The sequence below is a fragment of the Paraburkholderia sp. RHO2 genome (assembly GCF_050955445.1).
GTDB classification, from domain to species: Bacteria; Actinomycetota; Actinomycetes; order Mycobacteriales; family Mycobacteriaceae; genus Prescottella; species Prescottella agglutinans_A.
This window is the reverse complement of sequence record NZ_CP162617.1, coordinates 1,476,421-1,489,387: the sequence shown is the minus strand read 5'-3', so window position 1 is coordinate 1,489,387 and position 12,967 is coordinate 1,476,421. Positions and strand designations below refer to the sequence as shown.

General features: G+C 67.4%; 12 protein-coding genes. 8 read left to right on the top strand and 4 right to left on the bottom strand.

Annotated features, from left to right (window positions below; all coding sequences use genetic code 11):
- Positions 1-77: 77 nt before the first annotated feature.
- Together ABTV10_RS06905 and ABTV10_RS06900 are read left to right on the top strand one after the other, a co-directional pair.
- On the top strand, positions 78-1,814 hold the full coding sequence (locus tag ABTV10_RS06905) for an N-acyl-D-amino-acid deacylase family protein (protein WP_499033471.1): 1,737 nt from the start codon (positions 78-80) through the stop codon (positions 1,812-1,814).
- Between the two features lie 45 nt (positions 1,815-1,859).
- Positions 1,860-2,489: a TetR/AcrR family transcriptional regulator gene (locus tag ABTV10_RS06900; protein WP_499033469.1), complete on the top strand. Its 630-nt coding sequence runs from the start codon at positions 1,860-1,862 to the stop codon at positions 2,487-2,489.
- A 9-nt stretch (positions 2,490-2,498) separates the two neighbouring features.
- Here the strand turns inward: ABTV10_RS06900 and ABTV10_RS06895 are convergent, their stop codons facing one another.
- Entirely contained in the window at positions 2,499-3,347 is an 849-nt protein-coding gene (locus ABTV10_RS06895; protein WP_499033466.1) for an isoprenyl transferase, read from the bottom strand.
- Between the two features lie 96 nt (positions 3,348-3,443).
- Between ABTV10_RS06895 and trhA the strand changes: the two genes are divergently transcribed.
- From trhA to ABTV10_RS06865, 6 genes are all read left to right on the top strand, one after another.
- Positions 3,444-4,121: a PAQR family membrane homeostasis protein TrhA gene (trhA, locus tag ABTV10_RS06890; protein WP_499033463.1), complete on the top strand. Its 678-nt coding sequence runs from the start codon at positions 3,444-3,446 to the stop codon at positions 4,119-4,121.
- 97 nt (positions 4,122-4,218) lie between these two features.
- Positions 4,219-5,706 (top strand): wax ester/triacylglycerol synthase domain-containing protein, encoded by a 1,488-nt coding sequence (locus ABTV10_RS06885; protein WP_499033460.1) that lies wholly within the window; start codon positions 4,219-4,221, stop codon positions 5,704-5,706.
- 145 nt (positions 5,707-5,851) lie between these two features.
- Positions 5,852-6,049 carry a hypothetical protein gene (locus tag ABTV10_RS06880; RefSeq protein ID WP_433610999.1) on the top strand — a complete coding sequence of 66 codons (198 nt, stop codon included), beginning with the start codon at positions 5,852-5,854 and terminating at the stop codon, positions 6,047-6,049.
- Between the two features lie 340 nt (positions 6,050-6,389).
- On the top strand, positions 6,390-7,454 hold the full coding sequence (locus ABTV10_RS06875; RefSeq protein WP_499033457.1) for an alpha/beta hydrolase: 1,065 nt from the start codon (positions 6,390-6,392) through the stop codon (positions 7,452-7,454).
- Positions 7,455-7,483: 29 nt separating this feature from the next.
- Positions 7,484-8,515 (top strand): alpha/beta hydrolase, encoded by a 1,032-nt coding sequence (locus tag ABTV10_RS06870; protein WP_499033454.1) that lies wholly within the window; start codon positions 7,484-7,486, stop codon positions 8,513-8,515.
- A gap of 989 nt (positions 8,516-9,504) precedes the next feature.
- A complete protein-coding gene (locus ABTV10_RS06865; protein ID WP_433610996.1) occupies positions 9,505-9,657 on the top strand; it encodes a hypothetical protein in 153 nt (50 codons plus the stop codon).
- Between the two features lie 56 nt (positions 9,658-9,713).
- Here the strand turns inward: ABTV10_RS06865 and ABTV10_RS06860 are convergent, their stop codons facing one another.
- The 3 genes from ABTV10_RS06860 to mca are packed head-to-tail and all read right to left on the bottom strand — an operon-like array spanning position 9,714 to position 12,937.
- Positions 9,714-11,729: a thioredoxin domain-containing protein gene (locus ABTV10_RS06860; protein WP_499033452.1), complete on the bottom strand. Its 2,016-nt coding sequence runs from the start codon at positions 11,727-11,729 to the stop codon at positions 9,714-9,716.
- Between the two features lie 9 nt (positions 11,730-11,738).
- Positions 11,739-12,059: a hypothetical protein gene (locus ABTV10_RS06855; protein WP_499033449.1), complete on the bottom strand. Its 321-nt coding sequence runs from the start codon at positions 12,057-12,059 to the stop codon at positions 11,739-11,741.
- Positions 12,059-12,937 (bottom strand): mycothiol conjugate amidase Mca, encoded by an 879-nt coding sequence (gene mca, locus ABTV10_RS06850; protein ID WP_433610991.1) that lies wholly within the window; start codon positions 12,935-12,937, stop codon positions 12,059-12,061. Before mca ends, ABTV10_RS06855 begins: the two co-directional genes overlap by 1 nt.
- Positions 12,938-12,967: the final 30 nt, after the last annotated feature.

Here is a 12,967-nt window from a genome sequence, read left to right as displayed (position 1 = left end):
TGATACCGCACGCAGCCGATTCCCGGTGTGCCGACGCAGTGCGGACGGCGCTCGGTCGAAGATCGCGAGGAGTGAATATGGGTTTCTCTCTTGTCGTCTCCAACGGGACAGTGGTCGACGGGACCGGTGGTCAGCCCTACCTCGCAGACATCGGCGTCCGCGACGGTCGGATCGCGGCGGTCGTCCCGGGTGGCGAGCTGAGCAACGCGGACGCCGACGAGGTCGTCGACGCGACCGGATTGATCGTGACGCCGGGGTTCGTGGACATCCACACCCACTACGACGGGCAGGTGACCTGGGATCCGATGCTCACGCCCAGCTGCTGGCACGGCGTCACCACCGCGGTGATGGGCAACTGCGGGGTCGGGTTCGCGCCGGTCACCGAGTCCGAACGCGAGTGGCTGATCGGGCTCATGGAGGGCGTCGAGGACATTCCGGGCGCGGCACTGTCGACGGGGATCCGGTGGGCGTGGGAGTCGTTCCCGCAGTACCTCGATGCGATCGAGCGCCTGCCGCTGGCCATCGACGTCGGGACGCAGGTGCCGCACGGTGCCGTGCGGGCCTACGTCATGGGCGAGCGCGGAGCCCGCAACGAAGCCGCGTCGACCGAGGACATCGAACTGATGTCCACCCTGGTCCGCGAAGGCGTCGAGGCCGGAGCGCTGGGGTTCTCGACGTCACGCACCATCGTGCATCGGGCCATCGACGGTGAGCCGGTGCCGGGCACCTTCGCCGCCGAGGACGAACTGTTCGGGATCGGACGGGCGTTGGCCGCCGCCGGCACCGGGGTCTTCGAGCTGGCGCCCGCGGGCATCATGGGCGAGGATCTCGCCGCACCCGATCGGGAACTCGACTGGATGGTCCGGCTGGCCGAACTCACCGGTCGGACCGTGAGTTTCGGGCTGCTGCAGCACGACGGCGCGCCGGACGACTGGAAGCGGTTGCTCGATCTCGCCGCCACCTCGTACGAGTCCGGCATTCCGCTGCGCCCGCAGGTGTCGGCCCGCCCGCTGGGCCTGCTCACCGGGCTGCAGACCTTCAACGCCTTCAACACCCGTCCGAGCTACGTTGCCGCCGTCGAACGCGCGGGCGGCGACCTTGCCGCGCTGGTGACCGAGCTGAGCGACCCGGCGACCCGGCGCGCGATCCTCGACGAGGCCGATTCGCCGCACAATCGCATGCCGTACCTGAGCAAGCTGGACCGGACGTTCCACCTCGGCGACCCGCCGCAGTACGAGCCCGACCCGGAGACCAACCTCGCCCGCGAGGCCGAACGTGCCGGGCGGGATCCGTTCGAGCACGCTTACGACCTGCTGCTCTCGCAGGAGGGTCGTGCGCTGTTCTTCCGTCCGCTGCTCGGCTACTCGAACTTCACACTCGATCCGATCGAGGAGATGCTGCTGCACCCAGCGACCGCGGTCGGACTCGGCGACGGCGGAGCGCACGTGGGCGCAATCTGCGATGCGTCCAACACCACGTTCCTGCTCACCCACTGGGCGCGAGACCGCCGCCGGGGCGCGCGAATTCCCCTGGCAACCGCAGTGAAGAAGATGACGTCGGACACGGCCACCCTGTACGGACTCACCGATCGTGGCGTGATCGCCGAAGGCAAGAAGGCAGACCTGAACGTCATCGACTTCGAGCGGCTGCAACTGCAGCCGCCGGCGATGGCGTTCGACCTGCCGGGCGGGGCGCGACGACTGCTGCAGCGCGCCGACGGCTACCGGGCCACCATCGTGTCCGGGCAGGTGGTGCTCCGCGACGGCGAGGACACCGGCGCCCGACCAGGCGTTCTGGTCCGCGGCGCACGCTGACCGAGCCGCACGATCGGACAGTACGATGCCGGTCGGAGGTATGCAGTGAACGAGATCGACCAGGCCCCCGACCGGAAGCCGACGCTGCGCGACGAGCAGAAGCGGCTGACGCGGCGGCGCCTGCTGGACTGCGCCCGAGAGCAGTTCGCGGCCAACGGATACGCGGCGGTGAAGATCGACGACATCGCGTCCGCGGCCGGCTGCAGCCGAGCCACGTTCTACCTGCACTTCACCGGCAAGACCGATGTCCTGCGCCGGATCGGCGCCGAGTCGATGGATCCGCGGGCGGTGTCGATCTACGCCGACCTGGACGAGGTGCTCGAGTCGGGTTCACGCGACGAGTTCACCCGGTGGATCGAGCGGGCCATCGACTGGTTCGACCGCAATCGCGCGATCCTGCCGGCGTGGGACGAGGCGCTGGTGCTCGAGCCCGACTTCCGCGAGCCCGCCCGGGAGGCGATCGCCGCGCTGCCGAACGCGATGCCGTCCTACCTGGCCCGGTGGGGCGCCCACCGCGAGCGGGAGGCCCGCGTGCGGATCGAACTGCTGGTCACCCAGCTCGAACGGTTCTTCACCCGATGGGCCGTGCAGGGGACGATCGAGATCCCCCGCGAGCAGGCCGCGGAGGTCCTCACCGACATCTGGTTCCCGGCGCTCACGCCACCCGCGACGTGAGGGCCTCGGTTACACGCCGAAGCGTCGGTGTCGAGCCGCGTAGTCGCGCAGCGCGCGCAGGAAGTCGACGCGGCGGAACTCCGGCCAGTACGCCTCGGTGAACCAGATCTCCGAGTACGCGCTCTGCCACAGCAGGAACCCGGACAGCCGCTGCTCGCCCGACGTCCGGATCACCAGGTCCGGGTCCGGCTGGCCGGACGTGTAGAGGTGACCGTCGATGCCCTCGACGCTCATCGCCTTGACGAGGTCGTCGCCCGTGAGGCCCTCGCGGAGCTTGTCGCGCAGCAGCGACTGGACCGCGTCGGCGATTTCCTGACGGCCGCCGTACCCGACCGCGACGTTGACGTGCGTGCCCGTCCGGCCGCGCGTCCCCTCGGCCGCCTCGCGCAGCCGCCGCGCCTGATCCTCGGGTAGCAGGTCGAGCGTGCCGACGATCTTGACGCTCCAGTTCTTCCCGGGAGCGGAGATCTCCTCGACCACCTCGGTGATGATCTCGAGCAGCGTGTCGAGTTCCTCCGGTTCACGGCGCAGGTTCTCCGTGGACAGCAGGTAGATCGTCGCCATCTCGATGCCGGCCGCGTCGCACCAGCTGAGGAGTTCGGCGATCTTGCGCGCACCCATCCGGTGCCCATGGCTGACGTCGGTGAATCCGTTCTCCCGCGCCCAACGCCGGTTGCCGTCGCACATCACCGCCACATGGCGCGGGTGCTGTAAACCGTCGAGACGGCGCAGCAGCCGTCGCTCGTAGATGCTGTACAGCAGGCCGCGCAACTTCACCTGGACATCACCACGGGAAGAAAGAGTACGCCGCGAACATGTTCCACCGACCACCGTGCCGATGCTCTCGATGTCGCGCACGCCTCACTTCTAGCCCTACCGTAGTTACTCCACCGTAGGTTACGGTTCCGTAAGTTCGCCGGGTTCGCCCGGCCCCATCGACGACAGGGGCACGCCATGACGGTTCTCGGGCTCGACGACCTCGTCGCGCTACCGACCAAGCCGCGGCTGCGCGGCTGGATCCACGCGTGGTCGCTCGTGGTCGCCGCCGTCGCGAGCGTCGCGCTGGTGGCACTCGCGTTCTCGCTCGAGTCCACGCGAGCCGGGCTCGCGACCCTCGTCTACTGCACCACCGTGTGCGGGCTGTTCGCGGTGAGCGCGACGTACCACCGCGTCCACTGGCGTACGGTCCGCGCCAGAACCTGGATGAAGCGCGCCGACCATTCGATGATTTTCCTGTTCATCGCCGGCAGCTACACCCCGTTCGGCCTGCTCGCGCTACCGCCGCACACGGGTACCGTGCTGCTCACCGTCGTGTGGTGTGGCGCCCTCGTCGGCATCGCCCTGAAGATGTTGTGGCCCACCGCGCCCCGCTGGGTGGGTGTACCTCTCTACCTGCTGCTCGGCTGGGCGATCGTCCCGGTCGCCGGCGAACTGGTCGACGAGGCCGGCGTCGCACCGATGGTGCTGCTTGCCGTCGGCGGTGTTCTCTACAGCGTCGGGGCGATCCTCTACGCCACGAAGTGGCCCAACCCGTGGCCGCACACGTTCGGCCACCACGAGTTCTTCCACGCCGCCACGGCCGTCGCCGCCGTCTGCCACTTCGTGGCCGTCTGCCTGGTGGTCTTCGGTTAGGTTCTGCCGGCGCGAATTGCGGTGAAGGTTCCGAAAACGGGCACGGGCCTTCGGGCGATCTGCTTACCCTGCTATCCACCCCGGGGGAAGGAGCGCCGTGACGACGACCGAGCAAACAGTTGGTGGAATCTCCCAATTGGCGCCGCAGGACGCCGAATTCGTCTATCACGAGGGCGAGCGCCACATCTCGAACTCGACCGGCATCTACATGTTCGACACCACCGCAGACGTCGCACCGATCACCCAGCGTGAGGCCGTCGAGTGGATGCGCGCGCGACTGGGTTACAGCGGGGTGTTCACACGGCGCCTTCGGCGCCTACCACTGGAACTGGACTACCCGTTCTGGGTCCCGGATCCCACGCTGGACCTGAGGAAGCACGTGGTCGTCGAACCGGTCGACGGTCCCGGATGGGACGCTCTGCGACGCCACATCTCCCGATTCTCCGGCAAGCCGCTCGATCTCACCCGCCCACCGTGGCAGTTGCACTTCCTCACCGGCGTCACCGGAGTGGACGGCCTGCCCGAGCAAATGACGGTGGCCGTACTCCGGTGCCATCACAGTTCCGGCGACGGGCTCACCGCCCGGGACCTGGGACTTCGCATCTTCGGACGGTCCGAGGTTCATCCGCCGATCCCGTCCGCATCCGAAAGCTGGTCCATGCCGAGGGAGTTCACGAGAGCGATCGGCCGACTTCCCACCCAGTGGCGAGCCTTCCGCGAAGGGCTGGCCACGACCGGGGACGCCGCCAAGCGGGTCACCGACGAGATCGCAGCGGGCACGATCGCCCCGCCCGGACCACCCCGCCCGGCGACGCGGTTCAACAATCGGATCACGCCGGATCTGACCTTCGACGTCGTGAGCTTCTCGTCGGACGACATCCGCACCGTGCAGGCCGCGGTCGAGGGCGTGACCTTCAACGACGTTCTCCTGACGACGATCTCCGGCGGACTCGCTGCATACCTGCAGGAAAAGGGCGAGACGCCGACGGCATCGCTGTCCGCGATGGTGCCGATGTCGCTGCGCGGCACCCGGCCGGGTGTCGCGAATCGACCGGAGAACGATCGCGCCAATCACCTCGCACTGATGAACGTCGATCTCCACACCGACATCGCAGACCCGCTCGAACGGCTACGGGCGGTCACTGCGTCTGTCCGCGCGGAAAAGCACCGTCACCGCCATGCGGACGTCCAGATCGCGGCATCCCGGGTGGAGACGTCGCCGGCATGGTTGCTGCGCGGAGCCAATTGGCTGTTGCAGCTTCGCAAGCAGCCGGAAGGTACCGTCGACTCCGTCAATACGATGGTCAGCAACATCCCGTGGACCGGCGACGACCTGGTCCTGCGCGGCGCGCCCCTGGTCCGGAGTTTCGGCATCCTCGGCATCGTCGACAAGGTCGGACTCCGGCACCTGATCGTCTCCCATCACGGCGACGAAATCGAGATCTCGTTCTGCACCGACACCGCAATGATGCCCGACACGGATCGTTACAAAGAACTCTTGATCCGGGCGTTCCGCGAGTTGGTCGATCGTCCAAAAGCTCCTGTGGTGCAGGGAGTTTCCGCCGATTCCGGAGAAATTTCGTGAAACCGACCCGTCGCCATTCAAACGGTTGTTAACGTTCGGGACATCGCGGGTAATCCGCCCGTGATGAAGGGCCGGTGTCGACCCGTACAGCCGTGTTTCCGGAGTCGGGTACCGGACAACGACATGATGTCTTCAGGAGGCAAACATGGGTTCTCTCCAGGGAATTCTGGGCGCACTGCTCGACGGTGGACTGGGCTCGCTGGGCGCTGACGGACTACTCGGCGCGTTCCTCGGCTCGGCACAGACCAGCATCCACGACGCACTCGGCTCGCTCGGTGAACTGGTCGACATCGGCTTCGGCTCGATCGACAGCTTCTCCGCCATCCCGACACCTCCGGCCTAGTCGGCATTCGCCCCACCTGACAAAGCGAGTACCGGCCTGAGTAGGCAATACCGGAGGCTTCCGGATCACCGAGGGCCGGTATCGGAGATCGCACCAACTCGCCATACCTAAGGAGAATCATGGGATCCGTCTACGAAGCTCTCGGCGTCGTCACCGGCAGCGCCGGCGCGGCGATCACCAAGGTCGTCAATGCCCTCTACGCACTGAGTGGTGCCACCAACCCCAAGTAACGACACTTGGCACTGGTGCCGTCCGGCACCCAATCGGGATCCGCAATCATTGGCGGGTCCCGATTGCGCATGTCAGAGACCGCTCGAGCGACCCGACCCAGGACCGATCCATGAACAACGCGCACGCAACCCGACGACTGCGGACGGTGTGCGTCCTGGCCGCGGCGACACTTCCGCTGCTCGGCGGATTCCCTGCGGCGGCAGCGATCCCAGGTTCGCCCGACACGGCTGATGTCGACGTGACGACGGGTGCGCGCCTCGTCAGCCTGGAGGAGAGCGCCGGCCGGCAGGTCGACATCGAGGTGTACTCGCCCTCGATGCAGCGCAACATTCCCCTGCAGGTGCTCCGCCCCAGGGACACCGGTATCCCAGCTCCCACGTTCTACCTGCTCAACGGCGCCGGCGGCGGTGAGGACGGTGCCGCATGGAACCTGCAGACCGATGTCGGAGAGTTCTTCGCGGACAAGCACGTCAACGTCGTCACCCCGACGGAAGGCGCGTTCAGCTACTACACCGACTGGCGCAACCCCGATCCCGGACTGGCCGCCACCTCCGGCAACAACGGCATCAACAAGTGGACCACGTTCCTCACCGAGGAACTGCCGTCTGTCATCGACGACGCCTTCGACACGACGGGCGACAACTCCATCGCCGCGATCTCCATGACCGGGACCTCCGTCCTCGACCTGGCGATCCAGGCGCCGGACCTCTACAAGAGCGTCGGCTCGTACAGCGGATGCGCGATCACCAGCAGAGCCCCCGGGCGCCAGTTCGTCAGGCTTGTCGTGGGACTCGGAGACGGCGACACCGACAACATGTGGGGTCCGGAGGACGACCCGGAATGGGTCGCCCGCGATCCCTACGTCAACGCCGACAAGCTTCCCCGCATCCCCATGTACATCTCGACGGCCAGCGGACTGCCCGGGGCGCACGACAACATGGGCAACCCCCGAATCCAAGGCAAGCTCGCGGCATTGGCGAGTCAGGTCGTGGTCGGCGGGATCATCGAGGCGTCCACGCAGTACTGCACGGATCAACTCTCGAAGAAGACGCGCGCACTGGGAATGGACAACATCGTCTACAACTTCCGCGCGGCGGGTACCCACTCGTGGGGATACTGGGAAGACGATCTGCACGAGTCGTGGCCGATGATCGCACACTCGCTCGGCATCTGACCGCACCGAACCGGGGAGATCGAACACTCATGCAACGGAACGACGTTCGAAAACTGGCCGCCGCACTGTTGACGGCAAGTCTGCTGACGACGGGTCCGGCGGTCACGACGGCGGCAGCCGACACGGAACCGGGAACGGATGTCCCGCAGTACGTGCAGGTCGACGCGAACACGCAGCCGTCGATCACGAGTGTCACGCCCGTCTCCGACCGGCTTCTCCTGTTGCAGGTAGCCTCCCCAGCCATGCGCCGCGAGGTGCCGGTGAACGTACTGCTGCCGGCCGATCGCAGCGAACCACGCGGCGTTCTCTACCTGCTCGACGGCAATTCCGGGCAGGTGGCGAGCACCAACTGGCTCGAGCCCACCAAGGGCAACGCGCAGGCGTTCTTCGCCGACAAGAACGTCAACGTCGTCATGCCGGTCGGGGGCACCGGCAGCCTCTACCAGGACTGGGCCGAGGACCACCCCAAGTTCGGACACACCCAGTGGGAGACGTTCCTGTCCAAGGAATTACCTCCCCTGATCGACGCTCGATTCGATACCAGCGGGCGCAACGTCATCGGCGGGATCTCCTCGGGCGCCCAGGGCGCCGTGATGCTCGCCGCCCGTGATCCGGAACTGTACGACGGGGTCGTGGGCTACAGCGGCTGCTACGCCACCGACGGACCGGGAGGGCAGCTCTTGACCGATCTGATCGTCATGAACGGCATGGCGACCTCGGACATGATGTGGGGGCCGCAGGGTAGCGACGCCTGGCACGACCACGACCTGTTCCGCAACGCTTCTCGCCTCGCCGGCAAGAAGGTGTACCTGTCGTCCGGGAACGGCCTGCCCGGCCCGCACGAGTCCCTCGACGAGCCCGACATCGCCAACACCGTGGTGGTGGGCGGGCTACTGGAGGCCGGTGCCAATGTGTGTACCGACCAACTGACGCAGGCACTTCGGAGCGCCGGAGCCGACGTGACCCGCAGCGCTCAACCTACCGGGGTGCACGCGTGGGACTACTGGCGGGACGAGCTCGGCCGATCGTGGCCGACGATCCGAGCGGCCCTCCGCCAGTAGCGGATTCAAACAACTGACCGATCGATTCGAAACATAGCGCGCGTACCAGACGAGTTACTGCTAGCGTCGTGTGTCACGGGCGGTTGCCCGTTACAGAGACAACGCGATTGCGGGACTGCGCAACTGGTTGAAACTCCCCGCACCGCACCGGGAAACAGGGAGGGATCATGGGTTCTATCGCAGACATCCTCGCCGACGTCCAGTCGGTGGATCTGACCGAGGGCACCATCCGGACGGTGCTCGCATGGCTGGGCGGCCTTCTCACCGGTAGCGCCGCCAACTGACACCGATCGTTGTGCCCGCGCGGCGCAACGTCTCCCCACCCTATCGATTTGCAGTGCCGGCAGGCCTGCGCGATCAGGAGGAAACCACATGGGTTCGCTCGCCGCTCTCATCCAGATTCCCGTCATGAGCATCGACGCCATCGGCGTCGGAATCCTTCAGTCCTTCAGGAACCTCGTCGACTACACCACGTTGGCACTGAGCTGACGCTTCGGTCGGGGTCGCCGATTTCGATGACACCCGATATGCAGGAAGGGTCCGTGAGCGTCAACCACGGACCCTTTCTGCACTTCACGCCCGATTTGGACAACTGAACAGTTTTTTTCCGTTTTGCCACGACAACCTCCGCGGGATTGCTATCGTCGCTGCAGTCGCGGGGCCCTGCCCTGCGATAACACGAAGAGGGTTGTCCTGCAACAGATTTTGCAGGAGCTCTCTGTCACAAGCATTCACGAAGGAGAGTTTCATGGGCTCGCTCGACGGCATCTTCACCAACTCGTCGCTCGCCATCGACCACCTGTTCGACACCGTCACCGGATCGGTCGAGAACATCTTCGACCTGGTCGCGGGCATCTTCGCCAGCTGAGACCCTGTCGCGAATCGCGGGCGCTGCTGAGCGCCGGCGCGGTTCCTTCGCTCCCGTCGGAGCATCCCCATCACTCGTAGGGCCGAACAGTTCGGCCCCGCCCCAATCTCGGAGGTACACCATGGGCTCGATCCTCGACGCCGTCATGATCCCGGTCGGCAGCGCCGACGTCATCCTCGCCGGCTTCATCAACTCGATCAGCGTCACGATCGCAGGCATCAACGATGTCGTCGGCCAGGCCTTCGGCAGCGTCGCTGACATCTTCAACAGCTGATTTCCGACAGGAATCACAAGAGAGCCGTGCGGCACTGCCGCACGGCTCTTTTCGTGTCAGTCCGATCCCACCAGTTCGCGCAGGGCGTCGACCTCGGTGACCGGCTGGTCGCACACGAATCCTCTACACACGTACGCCGTAGGAGTGCCGTCGATCTGCGGCCTGTCGGCGAGTAGCGGCGTCGAATCCGCGGGCCCCGCAACCACTACGGCGCCACCGGGCGCGAGTCGACGTGCCTGCCTGGACAATTCGGACGATTCGGTCTCCGATACCGCGATCTGGACAGGCCCACGTACCGAGGCTTCCGCGACCGCGAGCCAGTGCCCCGCCGATCGCGGCGCGCGCTGGAGCACCATCGCCGCGCGGCTCAGCGAATCCGCTGCCGCGCCCGCATACGTCGATGCCCGGTCCGCGTCCGCCAGCGCAGACGCCGTCAGCAGCGCCTCTGCCATCGCGGACGCCCCCGACGGGGTCGCCCCGTCGAGCGGATCCCGTGGACGGGTCACCAAGACCTCGGCGTCGTCCGCGGTGTCGAACCAGCTACCGGGCTGCTCGGGGTCGGCGAAACGCGCGATCGCGATGTCCAGCAAACCGGTGGCGGCGTCCAGCCACTCGACCTCGCCGGTCGCCTGGTGCAGGGTCAGCAGTCCCGTCGCGAGCGCGGCGTGGTCCTCGAGGATTCCCGCCGGTTGCCCCACCACGCCGGCGAGCGATGCGCGTCGCAGGCGCCCGTCCACCACGTGAGTCGTCAGCAGTACACGGGCGCATTCGGCTGCCGCCCATACCCATTCCGGTCGGTCGAGTGTCGCGCCGGCCTCGGCGAGCGCGGTGATCGCGAGCCCGTTCCAGGCGGTGACCACCTTGTCGTCGCGGGCCGGCTGCGGCCGTCGGCTGCGCGCCGCGAACAGACGCGCGCGCACGTCGGCGAGACGGGCGTCGTCGGACGGGTCCGAGAGGAGCTGCAGGACCGAGGTTCCGCGCTCGAACGTTCCCTCCGCCGTCACCGCGAACGTCTCGGCTGCCCACGCCCCCTCGTCGGCGCCGAGTACATCGACCAGCTGCCCGGGAGTCCACGAATACGTCAGACCCTCTTCGCCCTCGGTGTCGGCGTCGAGCGCCGACGCGAAGGCCCCCGCGCTGGTGCGCAGGTCGCGCAGCAGGAAGTCGGCCGTCTCCTCGACGACCCGGTGGGCGAGAAGCGAGCCGGTGCGGCGCGCGAGGTGCGCGTAGCAGCGCAGCAGCAGGGCGTTGTCGTACAGCATCTTCTCGAAGTGCGGCACCATCCAGTCGGCGTCCACCGAGTAGCGCGCGAAACCGCCGCCGAGCTGGTCGTAGATGCCGCCGCGGGCCATCGCGTCGGCGGCTCGCTCGACCGTGCGCAGCACCGGCTCGGCGCCCGTCCGCTCGTACGAGCGGAGCAGCCCCTCGAGCAGCGTCGACGGCGGGAACTTCGGGGCGCCGCCGAATCCGCCGCGGTCGCGGTCCTCGTCGCGCAGCACGGTGGCGACCGCCCCGGACAGCAACGGCACGTCGACGGGCGGGCCGGCGGCCGGCAGCGGGGCGCTGCTGCGCCGTAGCTCGGCGACCACCGACGCGGCCGCGTCGTCCACGTCGCCGCGACGGGTGCGCCAGGTGTCGGTGACCGCGTGCAGCAATTGCGTGAACGACGGCATCCCGCCCCGTGGCTGCGGCGGATAGTAGGTGCCGCAGTAGAACGGGGCGCCGTCCGGCGTGAGGAAGCACGTCATGGGCCAGCCGCCCTGACCGGTCATCGCGACCGTCGCGGTCATGTAGACCGCGTCCAGGTCGGGGCGTTCCTCGCGGTCCACCTTGATGCACACGAAGTTCTCGTTCATCACCGCCGCGGTCGCCGGATCCTCGAACGACTCGTGCGCCATGACGTGGCACCAGTGGCACGCGGCGTACCCGATCGACAGCAGAACCGGGACGTTGCGCTCACGCGCCCACGCGAGCGCCTCCGGACCCCACTCGTGCCAGTGGACCGGGTTGTCCGCATGCTGCCGTAGATACGGGCTGGTCGCGCCGCCCAGGGTGTTCCGCTCGAGCGACACGACTCTCCCCTAACTCGTCGGTTTCGCGGGCGGGTCCTGATCGGCCTGCGAGTCGCCCGCCGGCCGCTCCGGCTCGGTGACCTCGGCGATCGCCGCACCACGATCCGTGCCCTCGTCGGCCGCCTGATCGGCCTCGGGGTGCTCCGGCTGGAAGGTGTCCGGCAGCTTACGCAGCTGCTTGTTCATCGACCGGACCAACAGGACGGTGCCGACCAACAGCGCCACGATAAGCACCAGACCGAGCGGGGACGCCTTGCCGAACTCGGGACCTTGCGGGCTGCTCGGGGTACTGGTCCCCTGCGCCAGAAGGTCCCACGCCAACGTCGTCATCACTGCTTCTCATCCTCCGAAATGCCCGCAAAGAGGTCGTCCTCCGGGATCGCCGTGTGTACGCGGGTCTTGGCCAGCTCGAACTCCTCGGTCGGCCAGATCTTCTGCTGGATGTCCAGCGGAACCGCGAAGAACGAGCCGTTCGGGTCGATCTGCGTCGCGTGGGCGCGCAACGCGTCGTCCCGCTGCGGGAAGAAGTCCCCGCACTGGATCTGCGTCGTCACCCGCGCCATCAGGTCGCCCTGCTCGGTCTTCCACTTGGCGAGCCACTCGGCCATGGGGAACTCCTCCCCGCGGCGCTCGTACTCCTCCTTGAACTGGACCAGACGCTTACGGATGAACCCGTGCGAGTAGTAGACCTTCTGCACCTCCCACGGCTCACCCGCGTCGGGGAACCGTTCCGGGTCGCCCGCCGCCTCGTACGCGGCCATGGAGACCTCGTGGCACTTGATGTGGTCAGGGTGCGGGTAGCCGCCGTTCTCGTCGTACGTGGTCATCACGTGCGGACGGAACTCGCGGATCACCTTCACCAGCGCCTCGGTCGGCACCTCGAGCGGCTCGAGCGCGAAGCAGCCCTCCGGCAGCGGCGGCTTGGGGTCGCCCTCCGGCAGGCCGGAGTCTACGAACCCGAGCCACGTCTGCCGCACCCCCAGGATGCGGGCAGCCTCGGCCATCTCCTCGCGGCGCACCTCGTCCATCCGCTCCCGGATACCGGGAACGTCCATCGCGGGGTTCAGAATGTCGCCACGCTCACCGCCCGTCAGCGTCACGACGAGCACCTCGTTGCCCTCCGAGGCATAGCGGGCCATCGTCGCGGCGCCCTTGCTCGACTCGTCGTCGGGATGGGCATGAACGGCCATGAGTCGGAATCCGCTCACGTGTGTCTTCACCTCAGCTTCGCGTGTCAC

Coding starts and splice junctions, on each gene's coding strand:
- ABTV10_RS06870 (WP_499033454.1), top strand. CDS start 7,484: ATGCAACGGAACGACGTTCGAAAACTGGCCGCCGCACTGTTGACGGCA.
- ABTV10_RS06875 (WP_499033457.1), top strand. CDS start 6,390: ATGAACAACGCGCACGCAACCCGACGACTGCGGACGGTGTGCGTCCTG.
- trhA (WP_499033463.1), top strand. CDS start 3,444: ATGACGGTTCTCGGGCTCGACGACCTCGTCGCGCTACCGACCAAGCCG.
- ABTV10_RS06865 (WP_433610996.1), top strand. CDS start 9,505: ATGGGCTCGATCCTCGACGCCGTCATGATCCCGGTCGGCAGCGCCGAC.
- ABTV10_RS06905 (WP_499033471.1), top strand. CDS start 78: ATGGGTTTCTCTCTTGTCGTCTCCAACGGGACAGTGGTCGACGGGACC.
- ABTV10_RS06880 (WP_433610999.1), top strand. CDS start 5,852: ATGGGTTCTCTCCAGGGAATTCTGGGCGCACTGCTCGACGGTGGACTG.
- ABTV10_RS06855 (WP_499033449.1), bottom strand. CDS start 12,059: ATGACGACGTTGGCGTGGGACCTTCTGGCGCAGGGGACCAGTACCCCG.